This is a genomic window from Ruegeria sp. K5 (genome assembly GCF_056531805.1).
On record NZ_JBQFML010000003.1, the window covers coordinates 208,952 to 233,507 of the forward strand.

General features: G+C 60.4%; 21 protein-coding genes. 6 read left to right on the plus strand and 15 right to left on the minus strand.

Features of this window, described 5'->3' with window-relative positions; all coding sequences use genetic code 11:
* The 11 genes from paaC to ACR0MO_RS12205 form a co-directional block, all read right to left on the minus strand.
* Positions 1-768, minus strand: a complete 768-nt coding sequence (gene paaC, locus ACR0MO_RS12155) for a 1,2-phenylacetyl-CoA epoxidase subunit PaaC (protein ID WP_480891480.1) — start codon at positions 766-768, stop codon at positions 1-3.
* Complete coding sequence (paaB, locus tag ACR0MO_RS12160) at positions 768-1,052, minus strand: 1,2-phenylacetyl-CoA epoxidase subunit PaaB (protein ID WP_170453879.1); 285 nt, start codon at positions 1,050-1,052, stop codon at positions 768-770. The genes paaC and paaB overlap by 1 nt, the downstream gene beginning before the upstream one ends.
* A 23-nt stretch (positions 1,053-1,075) precedes the next feature.
* Positions 1,076-2,053 carry a 1,2-phenylacetyl-CoA epoxidase subunit PaaA gene (gene paaA / locus ACR0MO_RS12165; RefSeq protein WP_170522628.1) on the minus strand — a complete coding sequence of 326 codons (978 nt, stop codon included), beginning with the start codon at positions 2,051-2,053 and terminating at the stop codon, positions 1,076-1,078.
* 15 nt (positions 2,054-2,068) lie between these two features.
* A complete protein-coding gene (pcaF, locus tag ACR0MO_RS12170; RefSeq protein ID WP_480891481.1) occupies positions 2,069-3,271 on the minus strand; it encodes a 3-oxoadipyl-CoA thiolase in 1,203 nt (400 codons plus the stop codon).
* Positions 3,272-3,481: 210 nt separating this feature from the next.
* On the minus strand, positions 3,482-4,297 hold the full coding sequence (locus ACR0MO_RS12175) for a PaaX family transcriptional regulator C-terminal domain-containing protein (RefSeq protein WP_170622217.1): 816 nt from the start codon (positions 4,295-4,297) through the stop codon (positions 3,482-3,484).
* Between the two features lie 49 nt (positions 4,298-4,346).
* A complete protein-coding gene (paaZ, locus tag ACR0MO_RS12180; protein WP_480891483.1) occupies positions 4,347-6,377 on the minus strand; it encodes a phenylacetic acid degradation bifunctional protein PaaZ in 2,031 nt (676 codons plus the stop codon).
* 120 nt (positions 6,378-6,497) lie between these two features.
* A complete protein-coding gene (locus tag ACR0MO_RS12185) occupies positions 6,498-7,685 on the minus strand; it encodes a cytochrome P450 (protein WP_480891486.1) in 1,188 nt (395 codons plus the stop codon).
* Positions 7,685-9,037, minus strand: a complete 1,353-nt coding sequence (locus ACR0MO_RS12190) for a TRAP transporter large permease (protein ID WP_170522613.1) — start codon at positions 9,035-9,037, stop codon at positions 7,685-7,687. The genes ACR0MO_RS12185 and ACR0MO_RS12190 overlap by 1 nt, the downstream gene beginning before the upstream one ends.
* Positions 9,037-9,540, minus strand: coding sequence for a TRAP transporter small permease (locus tag ACR0MO_RS12195; RefSeq protein ID WP_480584814.1), 504 nt, complete (start codon positions 9,538-9,540; stop codon positions 9,037-9,039). Before ACR0MO_RS12195 ends, ACR0MO_RS12190 begins: the two co-directional genes overlap by 1 nt.
* Before the next feature lie 57 nt (positions 9,541-9,597).
* Entirely contained in the window at positions 9,598-10,617 is a 1,020-nt protein-coding gene (locus ACR0MO_RS12200; RefSeq protein WP_480882033.1) for a TRAP transporter substrate-binding protein, read from the minus strand.
* A 70-nt stretch (positions 10,618-10,687) separates the two neighbouring features.
* Complete coding sequence (locus ACR0MO_RS12205; protein WP_480891489.1) at positions 10,688-12,712, minus strand: FAD-dependent oxidoreductase; 2,025 nt, start codon at positions 12,710-12,712, stop codon at positions 10,688-10,690.
* A 103-nt stretch (positions 12,713-12,815) separates the two neighbouring features.
* Between ACR0MO_RS12205 and paaG the strand changes: the two genes are divergently transcribed.
* The 5 genes from paaG to zapE all read left to right on the plus strand — a co-directional run bounded on the left by paaG (position 12,816) and on the right by zapE (position 17,203).
* The gene (paaG, locus tag ACR0MO_RS12210) at positions 12,816-13,601 is read left to right on the plus strand and encodes a 2-(1,2-epoxy-1,2-dihydrophenyl)acetyl-CoA isomerase PaaG (RefSeq protein ID WP_480626649.1); all 786 of its coding nucleotides are present in this window, start codon (positions 12,816-12,818) and stop codon (positions 13,599-13,601) included.
* A gap of 2 nt (positions 13,602-13,603) precedes the next feature.
* On the plus strand, positions 13,604-14,029 hold the full coding sequence (gene paaI, locus ACR0MO_RS12215; RefSeq protein ID WP_480891491.1) for a hydroxyphenylacetyl-CoA thioesterase PaaI: 426 nt from the start codon (positions 13,604-13,606) through the stop codon (positions 14,027-14,029).
* Positions 14,030-14,053: 24 nt separating this feature from the next.
* Entirely contained in the window at positions 14,054-15,364 is a 1,311-nt protein-coding gene (gene paaK, locus ACR0MO_RS12220) for a phenylacetate--CoA ligase PaaK (protein ID WP_170736007.1), read from the plus strand.
* Positions 15,365-15,367: 3 nt separating this feature from the next.
* Positions 15,368-15,964 (plus strand): TetR/AcrR family transcriptional regulator, encoded by a 597-nt coding sequence (locus ACR0MO_RS12225; RefSeq protein WP_170453892.1) that lies wholly within the window; start codon positions 15,368-15,370, stop codon positions 15,962-15,964.
* A 180-nt stretch (positions 15,965-16,144) separates the two neighbouring features.
* A complete protein-coding gene (gene zapE / locus ACR0MO_RS12230) occupies positions 16,145-17,203 on the plus strand; it encodes a cell division protein ZapE (protein WP_480781241.1) in 1,059 nt (352 codons plus the stop codon).
* Positions 17,204-17,279: 76 nt separating this feature from the next.
* On the opposite strand, the gene ACR0MO_RS12235 is transcribed toward zapE, so the two are convergent.
* The 4 genes from ACR0MO_RS12235 to ACR0MO_RS12250 are packed head-to-tail and all read right to left on the minus strand — an operon-like array spanning position 17,280 to position 23,533.
* Positions 17,280-18,554, minus strand: coding sequence for a bifunctional folylpolyglutamate synthase/dihydrofolate synthase (locus ACR0MO_RS12235; protein WP_480891494.1), 1,275 nt, complete (start codon positions 18,552-18,554; stop codon positions 17,280-17,282).
* A complete protein-coding gene (gene accD, locus ACR0MO_RS12240; protein WP_170453895.1) occupies positions 18,551-19,483 on the minus strand; it encodes an acetyl-CoA carboxylase, carboxyltransferase subunit beta in 933 nt (310 codons plus the stop codon). Before accD ends, ACR0MO_RS12235 begins: the two co-directional genes overlap by 4 nt.
* A gap of 59 nt (positions 19,484-19,542) precedes the next feature.
* Positions 19,543-20,433, minus strand: coding sequence for a CPBP family intramembrane glutamic endopeptidase (locus ACR0MO_RS12245; RefSeq protein WP_480891496.1), 891 nt, complete (start codon positions 20,431-20,433; stop codon positions 19,543-19,545).
* Positions 20,426-23,533, minus strand: coding sequence for an ABC transporter transmembrane domain-containing protein (locus tag ACR0MO_RS12250; protein ID WP_170453897.1), 3,108 nt, complete (start codon positions 23,531-23,533; stop codon positions 20,426-20,428). The genes ACR0MO_RS12245 and ACR0MO_RS12250 overlap by 8 nt, the downstream gene beginning before the upstream one ends.
* 250 nt (positions 23,534-23,783) lie before the next feature.
* Here ACR0MO_RS12250 and ACR0MO_RS12255 point away from each other — a divergent pair, with 250 nt between their 5' ends.
* On the plus strand, positions 23,784-24,545 hold the full coding sequence (locus ACR0MO_RS12255; protein ID WP_480882025.1) for a DUF6478 family protein: 762 nt from the start codon (positions 23,784-23,786) through the stop codon (positions 24,543-24,545).
* Positions 24,546-24,556: the final 11 nt, after the last annotated feature.

Genomic DNA, 24,556 nt, shown 5'->3' on the forward strand with positions numbered 1-24,556 from the left:
TCACCACTTCGCGCCGGGATAGGCGCGTTGCAGCCATTGCATCTGTGTCAGCAGGTGGCCCAGATGCTCGGTATGCATCCGCCCATCGCGCCCGCCCTTATGGGTAAAACGGCTGTCCGGAATGGTCAGCGTTGCCCTGGTCAGAACGCGTTCAACCAAAGCGTCATATTCGGCGCGCAGATCGGACGGGTTCGGTGCGATCCCCGCTGCAACCATCTGGGCATCGATGTCGTCGCCGACAAACATCTCACCCACGTAAGGCCACAGGTAATCCAGCGCCTCCTGCATCCTTGCGTGGCTTTCCTCGGTCCCGTCGCCAAGGCCCACAACCGTCTCGCCCGAGCGTTCCAGATGATAGATAACTTCTTTGCTGGCCTTCGCGGCAATGGCTGCGACCCGGTCGTCCGAGGATGTCATCAGACGCCCCAGCATGATCGAATGCCACGCGTCGAACAGGAACTGGCGCATCAGCGTACGGCCGAAATCGCCATTCGGCACCTCGACCAGCAGCACGTTGCGGAAATCCCAGGCATCGCGCAGAAAGGCCAGATCATCGGCGCTTTTGCCGCCTTCAACCTCACCCGCAAGGCCAAGCCACATCTGGGTCTGTCCGATCAGGTCCAGCGCCGTGTTGGCCAGCGCAATATCTTCCTCAAGCACCGGCGCATGGCCGCACCACTCGCTGACGCGGTGACCCAGGATCAGCGTATTGTCCCCCATCCGCAGCAGGAATTGCAGCAAAGCGTCGTTGGAAACCAAAACACTCATTACATCGCCCCCACGTCTTCGGGAATGTCGAAGAAGGTCGGGTGGCGGTACACTTTGCTTTCGCTGGGTTCATAAAGCGGGCCTTTGTCGCTGGGTGACGAGGCCGAGATGTTGTTCGCCTCGACCACCCAGATCGAAACGCCTTCGTTGCGGCGGGTGTAAACATCCCGCGCGTTCTTGATCGCCATTTCCGCGTCGGGCGCATGAAGCGAACCGACATGCCGGTGGCTCATCCCATGCTGGCCGCGGATGAAGATTTCCCACAGGGGCCATTCGTTGTTCATCGGGTTTCCTCCTTTGGGCAAGCCTATTCCGCCGCCAGATTGCCCGCGCGTTTCTTGCGGGCATGGGCCAGCAACCCGTCGCGGACCCACTGGCCGTCATCCCAGGCCTTGTTGCGGGCGGCCAGACGATCCACGTTGCAGGGGCCGTTGCCTTTGAGCACGTCGAAGAACTCGGACCAGTCGGGTTCCGAGAAATCGTAATGCCCGCGGTCCTCGTTCCATTTCAGGTCCGGGTCGGGGATGGTCAGACCCAGATACTCGGCCTGCGGCACGGTCTGATCGACGAATTTCTGACGCAGCTCGTCATTGGTGTTGATCTTGATCTTCCACGCCATCGACTGCGCCGAATGCACGGAATCCTTGTCGGACGGTCCAAACATCATAAGCGACGGGAACCAGAACCGGTTCAGCGCGTCCTGCGCCATCCTGCGCTGCTCGGGCGTGCCTTCGGCCATCTTGCGGATCGCATCATAGCCCTGACGCTGGTGAAAGCTTTCTTCCTTGCAGATGCGGATCATGGCGCGGGAATAGGGGCCATAAGACGTGCGCTGCAGCGGCACCTGATTCATGATCGCGGCCCCATCGACCAACCACCCGACCGCCCCGATATCGGCCCAGTTCAAGGTCGGATAGTTGAAGATTGACGAGTATTTCATGCGCCCGTCCAGCAGCATCTCGGTGATCTCGTCGCGGCTGACGCCCAGCGTTTCGGCAGCGCAGTACAGATACAGGCCATGCCCGGCTTCGTCCTGCACCTTGGCCAAAAGGATCGCCTTACGCTCCAGCGTTGGCGCGCGCGTGATCCAGTTGCCTTCGGGCAATTGACCGACAATCTCGGAATGCGCGTGCTGCCCGATCTGGCGGATCAGAGTCTTGCGATAGGCCTGAGGCATCCAATCCTTGGGTTCGATCTTGATATCCGCGTCGATCCGCGCCTGAAATTCCGCCAGCTTTTCCGGATCGTCGTCCGACGCTTCGGATTTTACCATCTGAGCGTACATGTTCCGTCTCCTCCGTCACACGCGTTCAAGAATTAGGGCTGCGCCCTGCCCGACACCCACACACATGGTGCACAGCGCATAGCGGCCCCCGGTTCGTTTCAACTGATAGGCCGCGGTCAGTACCAGCCGCGCGCCGCTCATTCCCAAGGGGTGGCCAATCGCAATCGCGCCGCCATTCGGGTTGACGTGCGGTGCATCATCGGCCACGCCCAGTTCCCGCAGTGTCGCCAACCCCTGAGAGGCGAAGGCTTCGTTCAACTCTATCACGTCCATCTGATCGATGCTCAGCCCCGCACGGGCCAGAACCTTGCGGCTGGCAGGCACCGGACCGATCCCCATGACACGCGGCTCTACCCCCGCGACCGACATGCCTACCACGCGGGCCATTGGGGTCAGATCGTTCTTTGCCGCTGCCGCCTCATTCGCCATCAGGATCGCAGCGGCCCCATCATTCACGCCCGAGGCATTTCCCGCCGTAACCGTCTTGTCCGGTCCGTTCACTCCCTTGAGGCCCGAAAGCTTTTCTGCCGTTGTTCCCGGTCGCGGATGTTCGTCGGTGTCCGAGACAATCGGATCGCCCTTGCGCTGCGGGATCGAGACCGGGGTGATTTCGTCCCTGAACACGCCCGCTGCATGCGCGGCCTGCCAACGGGCCTGGCTGCGCGCGGCAAAGGCATCCTGATCCACGCGGCTGATCCCGTAATCCTCGGCCACGTTATCAGCGGTTTGCGGCATGGAATCGATGCCGTATTCCTGCTGCATCTTGGGGTTCACAAAGCGCCAGCCAATCGTTGTGTCATACACCGCATTGCTGCGCGTGAAGGCGGACGTCGCCTTGGGCATCACAAACGGCGCGCGCGACATGCTTTCTACACCGCCCGCGATGGCCAGATCGTAATCCCCCGCTTTGATCCCACGCGCGGCCATTCCGACAGCATCCATGCCGCTGGCACACAGGCGGTTTATCGTTGTTCCGGGAACGTCAATCGGCAACCCGGCCAATAGCGCGGCCATGCGCGCCACGTTACGGTTACTCTCCCCCGCCTGATTGGCGTCGCCATAGATCACATCATCCACGCTGGCCCAGTCAACCTGCGGATTGCGGGCTTTCAGGGCGGCCAGCGGGATGGCGGCCAGATCATCCGTGCGCACAGAAGACAACGCTCCGCCATACCGTCCGATCGGAGTGCGCGTCGCGTCGCAAATGAATGCGTCCATCTGTAATGTCTCCTGTTCGCAGGAACTGCCAATAACCGTCTGGTCGGTTAATAAATTCAGATCCGATTCGAAGCAAGACTTATGTTACCATATAGCCGCCTGCTTCGCATATTGTGTAACATGATAATCCATACCTATGCCGCCACAATGGCTGAACCAACCCAAGCCACTGGTTTTGTACCCTGACCGGCGCGGGCAACCGGCCCTGCGTCAATCGTCCAGCGCGGCTTCCAATGTTGCAAGATCGGGGCGGGGCAGCTTGTCCAGCAACCGAAAAACCGCCTCGCGGCACTCTTCCCCCTTCCAATCCGAAGGCAGAAACGCAGGTGGCATGGCCGGGTGGCGCAGGATCAGACGCCGCCACCCGTGCACGATCAAAACGCGCAGCACAGCCCTGCGCAACGGATCGTCCACGCCCCTTGCGGGCAGATGCTGTTCGACGATCTGTATCGAGCTCCAGAACTGGTTATACGCCGTTTTCAGGGCCTCTGGCCCGCACAGATCACGCAGCCAATCAGGTGCCGCGATGGTGCTGCTTTCGATGCCCAGCAACTCCTCCAGCCCGTCCGGGATCGGGCCGGGCGCCATGGCTGTTGTGGGACTCACCGAGATATAGTCCCCCGTCAGCATCAAATCCGACAGTTCTTTCCGGGAACTCTCGGTATTGCTGGCAATCAGCACATGCCACACATCAGGCTCAGTCGTTTCGCGGGCATAGATACGCGGCGCGGCGGCCGCGCTTTGGCTGCGGCCGAATTCGGTGAGCCTGTGCACACTGTTCCGCCCCACCCGCGTACTTTCGATCCAGCCTTCCTTGCGCAGCCGGTGCAGCGCGACGCGTGTCGCCTCGGCCTTGATCCCGGCCAGAGTGGTGAGCGTGGTAATCAGCGCACCACTCACCTGATCCGATCCGTTCTGCGCCAGATCGCCAAAAATCGTAACCAGAACCGACCACACCCGCTGCGTGCCCGTGTTTGTCAGTTGGCTGACGCAGGTTTCAAACCAATCAGGAGCCGTATCTTTCATAGGCCAAGTATAATAGGGCCGGACGGAATTTCCATCCGGCCTTGTGGGTCTAGTAGGCGACCATGGTCAGCAATTCATACTCTGCTACCATGTCATCATCCTGCTGGGTCAGGGTGACATGCCAGCGAACCTCGCCATATTCGTCGTTTCGCTTGGTCTTGCTTTTGACCGTCAGACGCACCTTGATCGTATCCCCCGCCTCGACCGGTTTCATGAAGCGCAACCCGTCCAGGCCGGTATTGGCCAGAACCGGCCCTTCATTGGGCTCAACAAATAACCCCGCAGCAAAGGACAGCAGCAGGTATCCATGCGCGACGCGGCCCGGGAAGAACGGATTCCGTTCCGCCGCCGCCTGATCCATATGGGCATAGAACGTATCACCGGTGAAATGGGCAAAATGTTCGATGTCCTCCAGCGTGATGGAGCGCGGGTCGGTGTGGATGGTCTCACCAATCGCAAGCTCGTGGAATCTGCGGGTAAAGGGATGGGCCGGGCCTGCGATCTCGGTAGCACCCGGCACCCATTTGCCGCCAATTGCGGTCAGCATATCGGGTGAGCCCTGAATGGCGGTGCGCTGCATATAGTGTTTCACGCCGCGCACGCCGCCCATTTCTTCGCCGCCCCCGGCGCGGCCGGGTCCGCCATGGACCATATGCGGCAAGGGTGAACCGTGGCCGGTGGATTCCTTCATCGAGTCGCGATTGTTAAAGTAAAGCCGCCCGTGATAGGCCCCCGCCCCCATCGCAACCTGCCGCGCCACATCCGGGTCATGGGTGATAACCGACGCCACAAGCGACCCCTGCCCCCGGTTCGCCAGTTCGATCGCATGGTCGAGATCGCGATACCCCATCACTGTGCTGACCGGACCAAAGGCTTCGGTGTCGTGCACGCGCTGCGCCGTGTCCGGGTTGGCGCAGTGGTACAGCATGGGCGGCAGGAAAGCGCCTTTTTCGGCATCCGCGCCATCGACAGTGAAATCATCCGGGTCGCCAAAGACACGCTCGGCCTCTTGCCCGATGATCGCGGCCTTTTCCAGAACGTCGCGTTTCTGACTGGTCGAGACCAGCGCGCCCATGCGCGTGGTCTCCAGCTTCGGGTCTCCGATGACCGTTTTGGCCAGCCGCGCGGACAGCGCCTCGATCACCTCCTGCACTTGCGACTCGGGCGCGATGATCCGGCGGATTGCGGTGCATTTCTGACCCGCTTTTGTGGTCATTTCACGCTGAACTTCCTTGACGAACAGGTCAAATTCCGGCGTGCCCGGCTGTGCATCGGGGCCGAGGATCGAACAGTTCAGGCTGTCCTGTTCCGCCACAAACCGCACCGAGTTCTGCAAGATCACAGGGTTGGACCGCAGGTTCAGAGCAGTATCGGCAGACCCTGTGAAACTGACCACGTCCTGCATGGTCAGGCGATCCAGCATATCGCTCAGCCCGCCCGAGACCAGTTGCAGCGCGCCCGCTGGCAAAATGCCCGAGTCCAACATCAGCCGGACACAGAATTCAGTCACATAGCAGGAATTCGTCGCCGGTTTCACAATCGCCGGAATACCTGCCAACAGGGTCGGCGCCAGCTTTTCCAACATCCCCCAGACGGGAAAGTTGAACGCGTTGATATGAACCGCCACGCCATGCAGCGGGGTGCAGATGTGCTGACCCAGAAAGGTACCATTGCGCGATAGCTGCTCGACCTCACCATCCAGATACACATGCCCGTCCGGCATCTCGCGCCGGCCCTTTGAGGCGAAGACGAACATCGTGCCGATACCACCGTCGATGTCGATCAGGTGATCCGACTGCGTGGCACCTGTGTTGAAGGACAGGTCATAAAGGGCCTGCTTGTGCTGACCCAAATGCAGAGACAGCGCCTTGAGCATCTTGGCCCGCTCGTGAAACGTCAATTTGCGCAAGGCCGGGCCGCCGACGTTGCGCGAGTGGTCCAACATCGCCTGCACGTCCAACGCGCTGTTGCCCGCCGTGGCGATCACCTCGCCCGTGACAGCGCTGGCAATGGTGCGGGCCCCTTCGCCGGGCGAAACCCACTCACCGGCTGCGAAGCTGGAAATCTGTTGGATGGTCATGAGCGTCTCCTCATCTGCATGGCGATCTTCGCGCAGCCCTTTGCCGGTCTGACGAAATGATATTTTAAACCGTACGGTCGGTCAATAAATTCCCGAGCCGATACCCCTGAACCAAACATCTCAAACCTGCGCGGGCAGTCGTGCGAAGCCGCGAAACCGGATCCGCCCGCCGCGTTCGACACCTTCCGTGATACGATAGTTGGGGAACCGGGTCAGAAAACGCCCGACGGCAACGCGCCCCTCCATCCGCGCCAGGGTCAGGCCGACGCAGGTATGGGGTCCACCGGCAAAGGCGTGATGCTTGTTGGGGCGGCGGTTCAACTGGACATCATCAGGCCGGTCGAACTGCCGCGGGTCGCGGTTGGCCGCGCCGATGCACAGATGAATGTCGGTCCCCGCCGGGATTGTTTCTCCGTGAAACGGCACGTCTTGGGTGGTCAAACGATTGCCAAACTGGTTCGGGCTTTCCAGCCGCAGAAACTCATCACCTGCGGTGGTGATCAGATCGGGGTCGGCCAGCAACTCGGCCCGTTTGTCGGGGTGGCGGTCCAGCAACTCCAACGCGTTGCCGATCAGGTTGGTGGTGGTCTCATGCCCCGCATTCAGGATGAAAATGCAGTTCTGATACAGCTCGACCTCGGTCAGCCCGCCATCGGTGTCGTCCTGCATCAGCCGGGTCAGAACATCCGTCGCGGGATCTCCGGGATTGGCGCGGCGGTCTTCTACGATATGCCTTAGGAAATCCTTGAAGTCGGATACCGAGCGGTTGCCCCATTCTTCCTGCTCTGGCGTCAATTTGGGCTCCAATGCGCCGAGAATGGCCAAAGACCAATCGCGCAGCGGCCCCCGCTCGGACCGGGGAATGCCCAAAAGGTTGCCGATGATTTCAATCGGGATCGCACCGGCAAAATCCTCGATCAGTTCCACCGTGCCCTTCGCCTGCATCTCGTCCAGCAACCCATCGACCAGCTGGATCAGCCCCGGCTCCATCTGCGCCAAAGCCCGCGGGTTCATCGCGCCGACCATCACCTTGCGAACACGGGTGTGCAGGGGCGGGTCGTTGAACACCAGGCTGGTCGTGTGATGTTCAAACAAAGGGCTGTCGATTCCGTATTTGGGGCCAAAAACCGCCTTTTTATCAGATATGAACCGGTCCGTGTCCCGATACACCAGATCCAGATCATCATATCGCGACAGAACCACAGATCCGTCGGGCTGCCAGCAGACCGGCGTGTCCTCGCGCAGCGTGGCGTAGATTGGATACGGGTCCGCGTGGAAACCTTGTGGCAATGCGGTCAGAGAAAACATCAGTGACCCATCGCCCCCATATGTTCAGGCAATACCAGTACCAGCCAGGGCACAAGAACGATCAGAGCCAGACGGAAGATGTCCGCCACCCAGAACGGCGTGACCCCTTTGAAGATTGTACCGGTCGACACATCGCCGACCACGCCTTTCAGGATGAACACGTTCAAACCGACAGGGGGCGTGATCAGGCTGATCTCGGTGACGACAACGACGACAATACCGAACCAGATCGGGTCATAGCCCAGCGACGTGACCAGCGGGAAAAAGATCGGCACTGTCAGCAGCAGCATCGACAGCGATTCAAAGACGCAGCCCAGAATGATGTAGATCCCGAGGATCATCAGGATGACCACGAAGGGTTCCACCTCATACGCCGTGACCAAGGCGATCAAGGCTTCGGGCAGACCGGCAAGGTTGATGAAATTCGAAAAGATCTGCGCCCCGATCAGAACCGAGAACAGCGCCGCCGCCGTGAATGAGGTTTCCTTCAGCACCTCAAAGGTGGACGCCAGCGTAAGCCCACCACGGGACAGAGCGATCAGGAACGCGCCCATTGCACCCATGCCCGCAGCCTCGGTCGGGCTGAAGGTCAGGTTCAGCGGGTAGAAATCGAACACACCATACAGGCCGCCGATCACCAGAAAGAATAACAGCAACACGGCCCAAACCGAACGCAGTGCTGACAGACGTTCGCCCCAGCCATGGCGTTCGCCCGCCGGGCCGGACTCGGGCCTGCGCCAAACCGTCCAGCGCACGGCAAACAGGTAAAACAGGATGCCCAGAACGCCGGGAATGATACCCGCGACGAACAGCTTGCCGATCGAGGTTTCGGTCAGCAGGCCATAGATCACAAGGATCACCGACGGCGGGATCAGAATGCCTAAAGTGCCGCCTGCCGCAATCGACGCCGTCGACAGCTCATCCGAATAACGGTAGCGGCGCATTTCCGGCATGGCAACTTTGGACATGGTTGCAGCCGTTGCCAGTGAAGAGCCGCAAATGGCCGAGAACCCGCCGCAGGCCGCAACCGTCGCCATGGCGATACCACCGCGAAAGTGCCCCAGAAAGGCGTTCGAAACCGCATAAAGTTCACGCGCCAGACCGCCTTTGTTCACGAACAGGCCCATAAGGATGAACAGCGGTACAACTGACAGGCCGTAATCCTGCGCCGTGTCGGTGATCTGACGACCGACCATCGACATCGCGGCCTTCAACCCGCGCTCGGACAGGATGCTGCCGCCGCGCTCATAGGCAAAGCCCAGCGTCCCGACCAGGCCCATTGCAAACACGATGGGCAGCCGCAGCAGCACCAGGACAAGAACAAGGGCAAAACCGATCAGTGCGGCAGTCATCAGGCGTGCTCCGACAAGGCGTGAGGGGCAAAGATCTGCAAAAGGCCGGTGATGATCATTGCAACGGCGGTGATCGCAGTGAAACCGGCGATGAACCAACCCACGTAGAAAACCGGGATCGACAGGTATTCGGTGACATCTCCATAGTCCCGCGCACGTTCCGCCAGTACCCAGACCCGCTGAATCGGCCAGATCAGCATGATGCCGGACACCAGATAGACAATCGCATCGCGCACCCGGCTCAGCCGCAGGCGCGAGAATATCCCATCCGTCAGGTCCACCGCGATCTGCCCCTTCCCCGCCGAGATCATCGGCAGAACCGAGAACACAAGGATCGCCATCAGAATCCGCGTCAGCTCGGTCGCGGCCTCAATCGGAGCATTGAAGACAGATCGCAGGATGACGTCGAAAAAGGTCATCACCATCAGGATGAACAGCGCCACACAGGCCAGCACCGTCGGAATGATGCTGACGCGACGCGCAAAAGTCACGAGAGATTGCATGATTGGTCCCCGGTGGGTGAAACTGGCTGGCGGATCGATCCCGCCAGCCAAAGCGCGTTATTGCGCAGCCATTTCATTGACGATCATGTCATAGGCGGCCTGCGCATCGACACCGGTGCCGTTGACCTCATCAATCACCTTGGCGCGCACATCCACTGCAATTGCATTGAACTTTTCCAGATCCTCGGCAGAGGCTGTGTTGATCGCGTTGCCCTCGGTCCCTTCGGTGGCTTCCCGGCCAATCGCGTCAATCTCGTCCCAGATCTTGCCAATCTCTCGGCTGAGCGGTTCGCCAAAGACGTTCTCTTCCAGCGCCGCCTGCAGGTCGGCGGGCAGATCGGCAAAGGTATCCTCGTTCATGATAAAAGCGAACGACCCGCGATACAGACCACCCGGAACCTCGTAGACGTTCTGCGCCACTTCGGTCAGCTTGAAGCCCTTGCGGGATTCAAAGGGCATGACCACGCCATCGGCCGCTTTCGAGGCCAGCGTTTCGTATACTTTCGGCGCAGGCACCTGAATACCGGTCGCCCCCAGCGCCGTGCCGACGTCACCGCCAACACCGCCCGGAATACGAACCTTGAGGCCCGAGACTTCGTCCAGCGCGGTCACCGGGCTGCTGGAATGCAGCTGCGCCGGACCGTGCGTATGCAGGGCGATCACTTTCACACCGCGATGTTCATCCGCTGCCTTGAGGTGCTGGTCATAGGTGCGCCAATAGGCAACCGAGGCATCCTCGGCCGAGCCTTCATATCCGGGCAGTTCGATCATCTTGGTGGTGACGAACCGGCCCGGCTGATAGCCGTGGAAGATGATCGAGGCATCCGCCGCGCCATCCATGATCAGGTCCATCTGCGCGGGCGGAGGGGCAAGGCCCAGCTTCAATTCGGCAGTGACCTGACCATCGGTGGCGTCTTCAACCATCTCGACGAATTTCGGCCACATTTTGGCGTTGATACCATGGGTCGGCGGGGCCCAGCTGGAAATGGTCAGCGTGTAATCCGCCGCCAGCGCTACGGTGCCCGAAACGGCCAGCGCGGCCGAGGCCAAAAGCGTGCTCAACTTGGTAAGTTTCATGGTTCTGTCTCCTCCCTGTGAAACATGACTCGCAAATGCGTTAATGGTCGCTTTTGTAACCATCAACATGTTAAAGACCCTCAAGCCCTTCCGCGATGCGCCAAGACCCCGGACTTTCTGCAGCGACGGTTGCCATGGTTGCGCGGGTGACGTCCGGCCCGATCTCTTTGCAATAGGCCATCGGCCCACCGCGCCAGCGCGGAAAGCCGTATCCTTGGATTTGTACCATATCGACGGCCTCGGTGTTTTCCGCGATCCCCTCTTCGAGGATCAACGCCCCCTCATTCGCCAGCACGGCGAGTATGCGCGAGGAGATCCCGTCATCCGAAAAAGCGCGGCGAGTAATGCCCTGCTGCGCGGAATAGGCTTCGATCAGCGCCTCAACCTCTGGATCGCGGATCGGCTCGCGCTTGCCATCTTCGTAGCGATACCACCCTTTTCCCGTGCGCTGGCCAAGCCGGTCCATTTCACACAGCTGGTCCGCGATGGTCACATAGCGTTCGCCCGGATCGCGGGTTGCAGCATTGCGCTTGCGATTGGCCCAGGCGATCTGAAGGCCGGTCAAGTCCTGCAACTCATACGGCCCCATGGGCATTCCAAGCGCCCGCATGGCCCGATCCACCTGATAGGGCAGCGCCCCGTCCGCCAGCAGATAATCGGCCTCGCGCCGGTAAGCGGCCAGCATGCGGTTGCCGATAAACCCGTCGCAAATGCCCGACAGAACCGAGATCTTGCGCAGCTTTTTACCCAGCGCAAACCCGGTTGCTATCACTTCGGCCGAGGTGTGCGGGGTCTTCACGATCTCCAACAGCTTCATGACATGGGCCGGGCTAAAGAAATGCAGACCAATGCAGCGAGACGGGTTTTTAATGCCCTCGAAGATCTCACGCGGGTCCAGATAGGACGTGTTGGTCGCCAGAATTGCGTCTTGGGGCATATGGCGGGCCAGTTCCGCGAATACCTGTTGCTTGACGGACTGGTCTTCGAATACCGCCTCGATCGCAAGTTCTGCATCGGCGGCCTCGGCGTACTTGTCCACGGCACGGAAGGCGGCAAGGCGATCCCGAAGCTGCACCTCGGTCATCTTACCCCGTTTGACGGCCCCCTGCAGCAAACCCTCGACCCGGTTGTGCGCCGTTGCCGCCGCATCCGAGTCCCGTTCGATCAAAGTGACCGACAGGCCACCGTTCAGGGCAGCGGTGGCAATTCCGGCCCCCATCAGCCCCCCGCCGACAACAGCGATCCGGCTTATGTCGCGCGCGGTTGCGCCTTTGATCACCGCGGGTTTCGCCACGCTGCGTTCCGCAAAAAAGGCGTGGCGCAGGGCCCGGCTTTCAGCGCTTTGGCGCAGGTCCAGATGGCGGGCACGCTCTTTCGGCTGTGCTGTTGCAAACGGCTCGGCAGACCATTCCAGCGCGGTCAGGTTCTCCAGCGGCGATTGCTGCCCTTTGGCGCGTTTCTTCAGGTCCTGGCGGCTGATGTCCAGCAGGTCAGGCGCAAAATCTGCCACGGGGCGCTGGCTGACAGGGATCGGACGTTCGGGCAGGTTGGCAATAAAATCGGGGATCGCGGCCTTGGGGTCTCCTGCGACAAGATCCACGCCCCCAAGTTCGGCCAAAGCCTCGGCTTTTAGTATTTTTCCCGAGCACGCTATGTCGATTGCAGCCTGCATCCCCACAAGACGCGGCAAGCGTTGCGTGCCCCCTGCCCCGGGGATCAGGCCCACATTGACCTCGGGCAGACCAAAGCCTGTACCCGGCGCGGCAATCCGCCAGGCGCAGGCCATGGCAACCTCCAACCCGCCGCCCAGCACATTGCCGTGCATGCAGGCAATAAACAGCACCTGACTGTCTTCGATTTTCTGCACTACATCCGGCAAATGCGGCTCAACCGGCGGCGCATCGAATTCGGACATATCTCCGCCCGCGATAAAGGTTCTGCCCGCGCAGCACAGCACCGCCACGCGCGCGCCTTTGACCGCGTCAACCGCATCGGAGAGCCCCTGCCGCACCCCGGTCGAGGTTGCGTTCACCGGCGGGTTGTCAACCGTGACCCAGGCCACGTCCCCCCTGAAATCAACACGCACCAGCGACATGAGCTATTCCTTTGATCGGCCCGGAATCGGTTCGGGTTTATATATTGACCAACCGTTCGGTTAATGCAATGATTAAGTTGGAACGGGACCGGGTGGGACAGTCATGAGCGATACGATTCTTGTGCAAGACAACGGGAACTGGGCCGAAATAACCCTGAACCGTCCCGACAAGCTGAATGCGTTCAACGAAGAGATGCACTTTGCCTTGCAGAGCGCGCTGAAATCTGCGCGCGACAATGGGGCTAGGGCGATCCTGCTGACCGGAGCCGGGCGTGGCTTCTGTGCTGGTCAGGACCTCGGCGACCGCGACCCGTCGAAAATGGACGGCCCGCCCGATCTGGGCAAAACGGTCCGCAGTTTCTATGCGCCGCTGGTCCGTTTAATACGGTCGATGGACTTTCCCGTGATCTGCGCCGTGAACGGCGTCGCCGCAGGCGCGGGCGCAAATCTGGCACTGGCCTGCGACATGGTTCTGGCCGGGGAAAGCGCAAAATTCATCCAAAGCTTCTCCAAAGTCGGTCTGATCCCGGATACCGGCGGCAGTTGGCACTTGCCCCGTCTTTTGGGTGAGGCTCGCGCCAAGGGTCTGGCCCTGACGGCGCAACCGCTTACCGCGAAACAGGCCGAAGACTGGGGGCTGATCTGGAAGGCGCTGCCCGATGATCAACTGATGGACGAGGCGCGCGCGCTTGCCGCGCAACTCGCCAACGGCCCCACTCTTGGACTTGGCCTGACAAAACACTGCATTCAAACCGCGGCCACCACATCCCTGAGCGATCAGCTTGAGATCGAAGCAGATGCGATGAAAACCTGCGGTGAAAGCGCGGATTATGCCGAGGGTGTTTCCAGCTTCCTGGAAAAACGCGCACCGAATTTTCAAGGACGCTAAGGATGACCCCAAAGGAACGCGCCGAAAAATCCGCCGCCGCAATGTGGGCCAATGATGAGGCCAGCAAATGGTTCGGGATGGAGATCGCCGAGGTCGATGAAGGCCGCGCAGTCCTGACCCTGACCATCGCGCCCCATCACTGTAACGGGCACGGCATGTGCCACGGGGGCGTCACCCATGCGCTGGCCGACAGCGCCTTTGCCTTTGCCTGCAACAGCCGCAACACGGCAACCGTCGCGCAGCATACGACGATCAGCTTTCTCGCCCCCGGAAAAAAGGGCGACCAATTGACCGCGACCGCGACCGAAGTCACCGTTGCGGGCCGCAACGGTATCTACGACGTCCGCGTTACCAACCAGGACAACACTCTGATCGCCGAGTTTCGTGGCATGTCCCGCGCGATTTGTGGTCAGAATTTCGAAGAATAGCTTCGCGACCAGAGGAGGCACGCGATGGAAGACCTTTCCCCGAACCGGGCGGACCTGGACCCGATCGAGATCGCCTCGATCGACGAAATCCGCGCCACACAGCTTGAGCGCCTGAAATGGTCGGTACGCCACGCCTATGACAACGTTCCGATGTATCGGCAGCGCTTTGACGAGGCGGGCGTGCATCCTGACGATCTGCAACAGCTCTCCGATCTGGCGAAGTTTCCGTTTACCTACAAGAACGACCTGCGCGACAATTACCCGTTTGGCCTGTTCGCCGTCCCACGCAGCGAGATCATTCGCCTGCATGCCTCATCCGGCACGACGGGCAAACCGACCGTGGTGGGTTACACAAAATCCGACATCGACAATTGGGCCGATCTGGGCGCACGGTCCCTGCGCGCGTCGGGGCTGCGCAAGGGGGACATGGTGCACAATGCCTATGGCTATGGGCTGTTCACCGGCGGTCTTGGGGCCCACTACGGGATCGAACGGCTGGGCGCGACCGTGGTACCCATGTCAGGCGGGCAAACCGAAAAGCAGGTCAGCCTGATCCATGATTTCCGGCCCGACGGGATCATGGTGACGCCGTCCTATATGCTCAATATCCTCGAACAGTTCCACAAAGCGGGGCTGGACCCGCGCGAAAGCTCGCTGAAGGTGGGTGTATTCGGCGCAGAACCCTGGACGGACGCCATGCGGGCCGAGGTTGAGGCCGCCTTTGACATGCACGCGGTCGATATCTACGGCCTGTCCGAAATCATGGGTCCCGGTGTCGCCAATGAATGCGTTGAAACCAAGGATGGCCCGGTGATCTGGGAGGACCATTTCCTGCCCGAAATCATCAACCCCGAAACCGGCGAGGTCCTGCCCGACGGCGAAACCGGAGAACTGGTGTTCACGACCCTGACCAAGGAAGGTCTGCCGATGATCCGCTATCGCACACGTGACCTGACCTGCCTTTTGCCGGGCACGGCGCGGTCCATGCGCCGGATGGCCAAGATCACTGGGCGCAGCGACGACATGATGATCCTGCGCGGCGTCAATGTCTTCCCCAGCCAGATCGAGGAACAGGTGATGGCGACCGGCGGCCTTGCGCCCTACTACCAGATCGAACTCTATAAATCCGGTCGCATGGACGCCATGCGTGTCTTTGTCGAGGCGGCGCTGGATTCCACCGATGAGCTGTCCAAGACTGCCGCGGCGCGAATGCTGACCAAGCGGATCAAGGACGTCGTTGGCGTTTCCACGGAAATTGTTGTAGGTGACCCCGGCGACGTCGAACGCTCTCAGGGCAAGGCGAAGCGCGTCATCGACAATCGCGACAAGGAATAAGCCGTGGCCCGGACAATTGCCAAAGACCACGACCAGAAACGCAAGCAGATCCTGAAAATGGCGGCCAAAGTGTTTGCCGATCAGGGGTTTGACCGCGCCTCGATGACCTTGCTGGCCAAGGAATGCGGGATCTCAAAGGCCAACATCTATCATTACTACGACAGCAAGGATGCCATCCTGTATGACATCCTTGAAACCTATCTGCGGGAACTGCGCGACCGGATTTGCAACGTCGATCTGAACGGCTTGGACCCTGAGGAAAAGCTGCACAAGGCCGTGCGCGAGATCCTGTTTGCCTATCAGGGTGCGGATGACGAACACCGGGTCCAGATCAGCGGCATGAGCGCTTTGACAGATGATCAGCAGAAGCGCCTGCGCGGCTATCAGATGGATCTGGTGAATTTCATGCGCGACATTCTGAGGGACCTGTCGCCGAAATCCTTTGGCGATGACAAGGACAAGCTGCGCGGGGCCACCATGTCTGTCTTTGGGATGCTGAACTGGTATTACATGTGGAATTCCGGCGCGGGGCCAAAAGCCCGCGAAGACTATGCCGATTTGGTCAGCTCCCTGACATCGGACGGGGTTCGAAACCTGTAGTTTCGGTATTTCTTCCCTGTCGGGTTATGTTGGCCTGAAACAGAATTCCTGCGCCTGCGCCGTGACCTTCTGGCAATTGGGCGGGCCATTCACCTGGGCACCACAACGATCCCGCAAAATTGATGCATTGTCCGAAATGACGCTTTTCAAGCCTGGGGGTCAAAGGTAAGGCTCGGGTTTATGACGGATTTGATCTCGCTTTACGACACCCGCATTGCCGAAGGCATTTTGACCCGCGACGACGCGCAAGAGGCTGTTCTGCCACATTTCGAACGGATCCGCGCCGCGCTGGCCGCGCCGGTGAAACGCGGGTTGTTTCGCAAGGCGCCACCTGCACCGCAGGGATTGTACCTGTGGGGCGGTGTTGGGCGTGGCAAGTCCATGCTGATGGATATGTTCGTCGACAGTTTGCAGGACATCCCCGCGCGGCGCGTGCATTTCCATGCCTTCATGCAGGAAATTCATGCCGGGATGCACAAGGCGCGGCAGGACGGGGTTGAGGATGCGCTTGCCCCTGTTGCGCAAGCGGTCGTGAAATCCGTGCGTTTGCTGGCCTTTGATGAAATGCAGATCACCGATATCACCGACGCCATGATCGTCGGGCGGTTGTTCGATCTGCTGCATGAGGGCGGGGTTGTGGTCGTGACGACCTCGAACCGTCATCCGGATGAACTGTATAAGGACGGGCTGAACCGGCAGCTGTTTCTGCCTTTCATCGCGCATATCAAAGAGCAGTTGCAGGTGTGGGAACTGGTCTCACCCACCGATTACCGCCAGAACCGGCTGGAGGGCGCGCCGGTCTATTTCACGCCGATTGGCCCCGAAGCCCGGCAGAGCATCCGCGCGGTCTGGAGCGATCTGGCCGGTGGTCCGGCCGATCCGCTGGTGTTGCAGGTCAAGGGACGGGCGGTCGAGCTGCCCCAGTTCCGCAACGGGATCGCGCGGGCTTCGTTTTATGACCTGTGCGGACGGATGCTGGGCCCGGCGGATTATCTGGCCATTGCCGCTGAGGTGAAGGTTCTGGTGCTGGAAGACATCCCCCGCCTGTCGCGCAACAACTTCAATGAAGCCAAGCGCTTTGTCACGCTGATCGATGCTTTGTACGAGGCGAAGGTGCGGCTGATCTGTTCTGCCGCCGCCGAACCCGAGATGTTGTATGTCGAGGGTGAAGGGACGTTTGAATTCGAACGCACCGCCTCGCGCCTGAGGGAGATGCAGGCTGAGGATTGGGGGGCCTAGGGGGCTCTGCCCCCGCCGCCTTTGGCGGCTCCCCCGAGGTATTTTTAGCCAGATGAAGCCCTGCGGGCGGATCGCCTCAGCCGTTTTCGCGCAGGATATTGCCCGCAAGGTAGAGCGAGCCGCAGATCAGGATGCGGGCTTGTGGATCTTGGGCCACGATGGAGTTCAGCGCATCTGCAACGCTGCTGGCTGTGGTGGCGGGCAGACTGACTTTCGTCGCAGCCGCAGCGGTGTCTTCGGCGCTGAGCGTGGCGGTTTCACCGGGGATCGACACGGCGGTCAGGGTTTCGGCCTGCGCCGCCAGCGGGGCGAGATAGCCGGTCACGTCCTTGGTGTTCAGCATGCCGCAGATCATGTGGGTCGGGCGTTTGGGCAGTTTGGCCAGCACATCCGCCAATGCAATGCCTGCGGCGGCGTTGTGCCCGCCATCCAGCCAAAGCTCGGCCTGTGGGGCAGCTTCGACCAGCGGCCCGGTTTTCAGGCGCTGCATCCGGGCGGGCCATTCGGCCTTGGTCACCGCAGCCTCATAGGCATCGTCGCCCAGGTTCAGGTGCCGCAGGACCGCCAGCGCGGCGCCTGCGTTCTGGATCTGGTGCGCGCCCAGCAGATTGGGCAGCGGCAGGTCGCACAGGCCGGTTTCGTCCTGATAGATCAGGCGTCCGTTTTCCTCGGCCACGTGCCAGTGCTGGCCATGAGCAATCAGCGGCGCGCCGAGGCCGGCGGCGGTCTGTTCGATGACGTCCATCGCCTCATCGTCTTGCGGGCCGACGATGCAGGGCACACCACGCTTGATGATCCCGGCCTTTTCCCCCGCGATCTTCGCCAGCGTGTTGCCCAGAAACTGTTCGTGGTCGATGGAGACCGGGGTGATCACCGTGACCGCGGGCTGTTCGATCACGTTGGTGGCGTCCAGCCGACCGCCCAAGCCGACCTCAAGCAGGGTATAGTCCGCCTGCGCGCGGGCAAAGGCCAGCAGGGCGGCGCAGGTTGTGATCTCGAAATAGGTGATGTTTTCGCCGCCATTGGCCGCGTAGCATTCATCAAGCACCGCGGTCAGATCGGGTTCCGAGATCAGTTCTCCGGCCAGACGGATGCGTTCGTGGAATCGTGCAAGATGCGGTGATGTGTAGGCATGCGCCGACAGCCCTGCCCCTTCGAGCCCCGCGCGGATCATCGCCTGGGTCGAGCCTTTGCCGTTGGTTCCGGCCACGTGGATCACCGGCGGCAGTTTGGTTTGCGGGTTGTCCAGCGCGTCCAGCAGACGCCAGACGCGATCCAAGGTCAGGTCAATGATCTTGGGGTGCAGCGCCATCATCCGGTCGAGGATGGCGTCCGATGTCTGCGCGGTCATTTCTTGTCCGTATCCTCAGCCGGGGCATCCGCCGCAGGCGCTTCGGGGTCCGGCGCGGGCAGATCGCCCTTGATCGCGGGGGGCTGTTTCATCAGCATCCGGGTGATGGTGATCAGTTCCTCGCGCATCTCGGTGCGTTTGGTCACCCGATCCAGCATGCCGTGGTCCAGCAGGTATTCGGCGCGCTGGAAGCCTTCGGGCAGTTTCTCGCGGATGGTTTGTTCGATCACGCGCGGGCCGGCAAAGCAGATCAGCGCATTGGGTTCCGAAATATGCACATCGCCCAGCATCGCGTAAGACGCGGTTACGCCGCCCGTCGTCGGGTGTGTCAGCACAACGATATAGGGCAGGTTCGCCTCTTTCAGCATTTCGACCGCGACAGTGGTGCGGGGCATCTGCATCAGGCTCAGGATTCCCTCCTGCATCCGCGCGCCGCCAGCGGCTGAGAACAGGATCAGGGGACGCTTCAGTTTCACCGCCTCTTGCGCGGCGGCGATGATGGCGTTGCCGACATACATGCCCATCGACCCGCCCATGAACGAGAAATCCTGTGCGGCGGCAATGATCGGCGTACGTCCGATTTCGCCCGAAGCCACCAGCATCGCCTCTTTTTCGCCGGTTTTCTTCTGTGCGGCCTTCATGCGATCTGGGTATTTTTTCTGATCGCGGAAATGTAGCGGATCGTCCTTGGGTGCGGGCACCTCGACTTCGGTGAAGATACCGCCGTCGAACAGATGGGTGAACCGCTCACGCGGGGTGATCGCCATGTGGTGACCGCACTGGGTACAGACATTCTGGTTTTCTGCCAGCTCGCGGTGGAACAGCATCGTGCCGCATTCGTCGCACTTGTGCCACAGGTTTTCGGGCACCTCGCGGCGCGAGAAGATCGAGTTGATCCGGGGGCGGACGTAGTTTGTGATCCAGTTCATGTCGGAACCTTGCTTGTGCGGCGTTGACGTCAAATAAGACGCTACGGAAAGAAATGCAATCAGCGCCTGATGGCAAGCCGTGCTGTAAGCCAACCGACAAACATTGCGACGAAATCCACCAGCAGCCATTGTCGCAACATGCCGGTTTCGGACATGTCATAGGGCAGCAGGTACAGGGCCACCCCGCTGAGCGTGTCGGGTAGCGAGATAAACAGCAGCGCAACCGCATTGTTGAAGAAGTGCAAGGCGATAGCCGGGCCCAGGGTGCCGGACCGGGCCGTCAGGTCAGCGGCCAGCAAGCCAAAGACACAGGACCAGACTGCCACGATCAGGGCGTTGTCACCGGCAAGACCCGGGGCGTAGTGACCGGCGGCGAACAGGGCCGATGGCACCCCCGTCCAGATCAGTGGCGATCTGAACCGCGCGGCCAGCGATTGTTGCAGGTAGCCGCGAAACAGGATCTCTTCGGCGCTGGTCTGAATCAGCACTGCGCAGGCGGCGAAAGGCAGCACGATCAGCCAGACAGAGAACGGCAGATTCGGGGTCAGCGGATCGCCCATGCCATAAGGCGGCAGAACAGCCATCGCAATTCCAAGCAGCACAAGGGCCACAAACACGCGCAAGAACTGCTGAATGGCCAAACGTCGCGGCCCCAGAATCGCGCTGAGCGGGCGGTGCTGCATCACCCGGGCTGCAACGGCCACGCCCAGGGTCAGAAAGCCAAAGCTGGCCAGCAAAAGAAGCGCGCCGGATGTCGAGGTTCCCAACAAGAACCCCTCGACCTCGGACGGTGGGATCAGGCCCCCGATCAAGGCAAACAACACCGAGTTCAGTGCCAAATACAGCGCCATGACGATGACCAGCCCGGCCAACAGCCGCCACAGCTCGGGCCGGGCACGGGCATCGCTGACCAGTTGCTCATGCGCGGAATAGGCCGTTGGCTCAGGCATCAGGGCCCGCACTTTCATCCTGAAGCGTCGTCGCAACTTCCGGGAAGATTTCCGATGGGTCCTTGGCGTTGTTGATACGTGTGGACAGCGTGGAAAGATAACCTGCCACAGTCTGCAGCAGTTGCACGGCAACCCCGGCGTCGCTTTCGATCACGGCACGCAGTTCTTCCGCGCCGATGCGCAGGAAGGTGCAATCCTCGGTGGCGGTCAGATCCAGCTGCCGTAGATCTCCGGTGATGATCGACAGGTCACCGATCAGACGACCAGGTTCGATGATCGAGATCGTGCGGCGGTTTCCATCCTCGTCGGACCAATCCAGATTGGCCTTGCCTTTGATGCACAGATACGCCGCATCCGGAACCTGCCCGCGCGAAAAGATCATCTGACCAGCGGCGACATCATACCATTGCGCCGAAAATGCCAGCAGGCGCTGGTTTCGCGCGTCGATGCCCGAGAACAGCTCGGTCGACGATATGATTTCAAGCTTACGGCTCAGATCGGCCGAGACGCTTTCTTCGTGCAGGGTCTGCGTACGGGACACGCCGTCAATCCGGCCATCCTTGATCTCGATGAACAGATCATAGGCTTCGGGATGGGCAAAGTGGTCCTCCATGAAGATCATGATCGAGTCCGGCAGCAGCTCGCGCAGTTTCAGGCGGGTGCGCAGGCGGCTTTCCGAATCGTGACTGGCCAGCGCTTTGTCGAGGATCAGAACATCTGGCCGCTTGATACCGGCGCGCGAAAACGCGGCGCGTTCCTGAAACACCGTTGGCAGGTTGTTCCCGCCCAGACCCGATGGCAGATCGTAGATAATGGCCGCCGCGCGGCGCCGCAGTCCGGCCTGGTTCATAGCCTCGGCCACAACGTCCTCGATCTCGCCCGCATGGACGCCGGCGGTCAGAGAGATCCGCCCGTAGAGCGCGTTTTCAAGAACCGGCAGCATAGGGATATAGATATCCGGCGACAGCGGCAGGAACATACCGTTCATCGAACTGCGCAATTGTTCGCCCTGCCCCTGCCGGATCGCAAGGATCTTGTCCTTGTATTCATCGGGGAAATCCGCGCCGATCTGCTCTGCGGTCAGAAGGAAAGGCACGGTCAGCAGCAAGGCGCTTTCTTCATCGCTCAGTTCACCGTCGCCTTTGCCCTTGCGGCGATCTTCGATGTCCAGCCAGCGGTGGTACATCTCTTTACTCATCCCCAGTCGCAGGAACAGAGGGTGATCAGTGCCGTCCCGGCCAAAGGTGCGGCTCAGCGTATCCAGAACCGCCTTCGAGATGCTCATCGCGTCATCGGCCAGATCATGCGCCCTGAGCATGGACAGGAAATGCCCGTCACTGGCCAGACTTTCGGGCGAGATATGGCGTGTGGGGGCTGCATACAGCAGGTTGCCGCCCAGCGGGACAGCCGGGTTAAAGCGATTGGGATCGAACCGATAGACATATTTGTCCAACCCCTTTTCGCGCAGACGTTCGGCAATGGTGTCCCGCAAATTGACGATTTCCTGCGCCAGAACGGGATGCAGCTTGGGATCAAAGCGCGACCCAAGCGTCCGGCGGAACATGAATTCGTCAATGCCCATCGCTTCGACAAGTTCGAACCACCAATTGCGGATATCGTCGATATTCTCCAACCCCGCGAGACCCGGATCGATCCATTCATCGCTGAGCGAATCCGTCGGGTTGCCCGAGCGCGCGGATTCGATCTGTCGCCGCGTCGGGGCCTTCTTGTCGTCGCTTTCAGGCTGGGGATGCGTTCGCAGGGGCATCATCAGGTTGTCGCCCAGCGTTCCGTCAAACAGATATGGGCGCGAATAGGCATATCCGATGCGGGCCGCGATAACCGACTGATGCAATTCGCGCAAATCGTGCCCGGCCATGATCACGTCACCCTGAACCGGCAGAATCTCGCGCGTCAGCAACTGACCCAAAGCGCTGCGCTCGGACGCGTGGGTGGACTGGATTGCCACGCGCGCGCCGTTGGGGATGACAAGATCAAGGTCCTCAAGGATGGTTTTACCGTCTCCATCCCGCACCGTTACGTTCCGCAACTCGATATCGCCATTCAGATGCGGGATCGTCTCGGGTTCGCCGTCAAACAAATGCTCGGGGATCATGTTGTCCGGCGCAAATCGCTCGGTCACGATTTCCCAGCGCAGCGACATGTCCTGCACCTGATTGTAATAGGTCAGAAGATCCTTCCACGGGCCGCTCAGATCCTTGTACGCCCCAAGGGCCGCGACCAGAGCGCCCACCGTGATCTCGCCCTTGATCGCCAGATAGCCGCCGACGGAATAGAACAGAAACGGCGTCATCTGAGTGATCAGATTGTTGAGGAACTTCATGAAGAACTTTTTGTTGTAGATCTTGAACCGGATCTCGAACAGGTTCCCCAGCCGATGGCTGAATTGCGCCAGACGATAGCGCCAACCGCCATTGGTGCGCAGATCGCTGATCCCTGCCGCACTTTCTCCGATCTCGGAACTCAGATGCCGGACCTCCTGAATGCGGTCCTTGTTCAGCAGGTTGATCTGGCGCTGCAGCTTGGGGATCAGCCAGGCCTGCAACGGGATCAGGGCGATACTGGCCAGCCCGAACCAGACGCTTTGCATGAACAGGAAGGTGACGATGGTCATCATCTGCCCGAACTGGAATACCGGCTGCGCAATGGCGTCGCCCATCAACCCGCCCATCGGCTCGGCCTCGGACGTGATCATCGAGACCAGCTCACCCTGGCTTGTCGTCGCAAAGTAGGATTTTGGAAAACGCATGGATCGGTTGATCAGCGTGAACCGCAACCGGCGCAGCATCCGCTCGGCCAGAACGCCCTTCATCGTGTTGATGCGCATTTTCATCAGCCCGCTGGCGATCACGGTGGCCAGAAAGGCACAACACAGGATCAGCAGGTAATGGACCTGTGTGAAGGTGATCCCCAACAGGGTCACCGTATCCCCCGGCGCCCCAATGGCGTCGTTGATGATCTGCTTGGGCAATTCCAGCGAGGCATACAGGAACGGAAATGACAAAACGGTCAGAACCAGCAGCACAAGTTGCTGTTTCTTCGAGTATTTCCAAATAAACGAAAACAGAGTGGGTTCCATGCACTGGCCTTGTCTGTAATGAAATTGTTGCGCCGAGGTTCCTAAGAAAGACCCACTTTAAGTCAGGTGGCAGACGGTAAGCACTGGCCCCGCGTAATACAAGAACGCTTGGGGTGTTTCTTGGCACGAAATCGGGGCTTGCGGGGGTGCGTCTTCAGGATTGGTGAATATTCGCCCCCTACTGTGCCATTCCGGGTTTGTCCCGCACCGCGTCTTTGACTAAAGAGGTACAACTTCGGACGATGGGACCATGGGCAGGATTCTGGATCGCTATATTCATCGACGGGCCATGCAGCGTTGGCGCACCGCCGCGCAGCAGGCGCAGGATGTGCCGCAGTCCAAACTGCGGCTTCAGCGCGATCAGGCCCGCGGGCTGCGGGCCCATCTGAACAAGCTGATCCATATTGCCGATGGGCGTCTTATCCGTCCCCAGATTGGCTCGGTTCAGTTTCCTAAGCCCGTCGGCACCGACTGGTCCTGGCGGCCGGACCTGTGGCGCGGACCTCTGACCCGACCGGGTGTGGCCTCGGCCCCGCGCAAGGCCGGGATTGACGGTCAGGTCACCCTGTTCCACGACTGTCCACAATCCGAGATCGCGGTTCGGCAAGTCCGAAACCGGGGCGAGGATGATCTGGCCCCGTTTAGCCTGGCGGTTGAGGCGTTCAGCTTCGAGGGCTCATTCCTGTCACTGTCCGTCGAACTGCCGCCCGAGGCTGCGCGGGATCTGACCAAACAACATCTGATGCGTGTCGATACGTTGATTGACAGCGAACAGAACTCGGGCGTTTTTGCACGCCTCAACATCCAGCACGGGCCAAACACCGAACAGGTGCTGCGGCAGATGGATTTATCCGTATCCCCCGTTGCGGTGGATTTCGATCTGGCGCATCTGCCCCTGAACGAGCGGCGGATCGAAAAAATCTGGCTGGACCTGATCTTTGAAAACCCGCGCATGAATCGCATAGTTCTGCGCGATCTGACCTTCTGCCGCCGCCACCGCGCCGATTTGTGAGACGCCAGGAC

Bases quoted from the DNA above. Each gene is read 5' to 3' on its own strand.
- ACR0MO_RS12185 (WP_480891486.1), bottom strand. From the start codon at position 7,685: ATGTTTTCTCTGACCGCATTGCCACAAGGTTTCCACGCGGACCCGTAT.
- paaA (WP_170522628.1), bottom strand. From the start codon at position 2,053: ATGTACGCTCAGATGGTAAAATCCGAAGCGTCGGACGACGATCCGGAA.
- ACR0MO_RS12250 (WP_170453897.1), bottom strand. From the start codon at position 23,533: ATGGAACCCACTCTGTTTTCGTTTATTTGGAAATACTCGAAGAAACAG.
- paaC (WP_480891480.1), bottom strand. From the start codon at position 768: ATGAGTGTTTTGGTTTCCAACGACGCTTTGCTGCAATTCCTGCTGCGG.
- paaB (WP_170453879.1), bottom strand. From the start codon at position 1,052: ATGAACAACGAATGGCCCCTGTGGGAAATCTTCATCCGCGGCCAGCAT.
- ACR0MO_RS12195 (WP_480584814.1), bottom strand. From the start codon at position 9,540: ATGCAATCTCTCGTGACTTTTGCGCGTCGCGTCAGCATCATTCCGACG.
- accD (WP_170453895.1), bottom strand. From the start codon at position 19,483: ATGAACTGGATCACAAACTACGTCCGCCCCCGGATCAACTCGATCTTC.
- zapE (WP_480781241.1), top strand. From the start codon at position 16,145: ATGACGGATTTGATCTCGCTTTACGACACCCGCATTGCCGAAGGCATT.
- paaI (WP_480891491.1), top strand. From the start codon at position 13,604: ATGACCCCAAAGGAACGCGCCGAAAAATCCGCCGCCGCAATGTGGGCC.
- ACR0MO_RS12235 (WP_480891494.1), bottom strand. From the start codon at position 18,554: ATGACCGCGCAGACATCGGACGCCATCCTCGACCGGATGATGGCGCTG.
- ACR0MO_RS12205 (WP_480891489.1), bottom strand. From the start codon at position 12,712: ATGTCGCTGGTGCGTGTTGATTTCAGGGGGGACGTGGCCTGGGTCACG.
- paaK (WP_170736007.1), top strand. From the start codon at position 14,054: ATGGAAGACCTTTCCCCGAACCGGGCGGACCTGGACCCGATCGAGATC.
- ACR0MO_RS12245 (WP_480891496.1), bottom strand. From the start codon at position 20,433: ATGCCTGAGCCAACGGCCTATTCCGCGCATGAGCAACTGGTCAGCGAT.
- paaG (WP_480626649.1), top strand. From the start codon at position 12,816: ATGAGCGATACGATTCTTGTGCAAGACAACGGGAACTGGGCCGAAATA.
- pcaF (WP_480891481.1), bottom strand. From the start codon at position 3,271: ATGGACGCATTCATTTGCGACGCGACGCGCACTCCGATCGGACGGTAT.
- ACR0MO_RS12200 (WP_480882033.1), bottom strand. From the start codon at position 10,617: ATGAAACTTACCAAGTTGAGCACGCTTTTGGCCTCGGCCGCGCTGGCC.
- ACR0MO_RS12175 (WP_170622217.1), bottom strand. From the start codon at position 4,297: ATGAAAGATACGGCTCCTGATTGGTTTGAAACCTGCGTCAGCCAACTG.
- paaZ (WP_480891483.1), bottom strand. From the start codon at position 6,377: ATGACCATCCAACAGATTTCCAGCTTCGCAGCCGGTGAGTGGGTTTCG.
- ACR0MO_RS12255 (WP_480882025.1), top strand. From the start codon at position 23,784: ATGGGCAGGATTCTGGATCGCTATATTCATCGACGGGCCATGCAGCGT.
- ACR0MO_RS12190 (WP_170522613.1), bottom strand. From the start codon at position 9,037: ATGACTGCCGCACTGATCGGTTTTGCCCTTGTTCTTGTCCTGGTGCTG.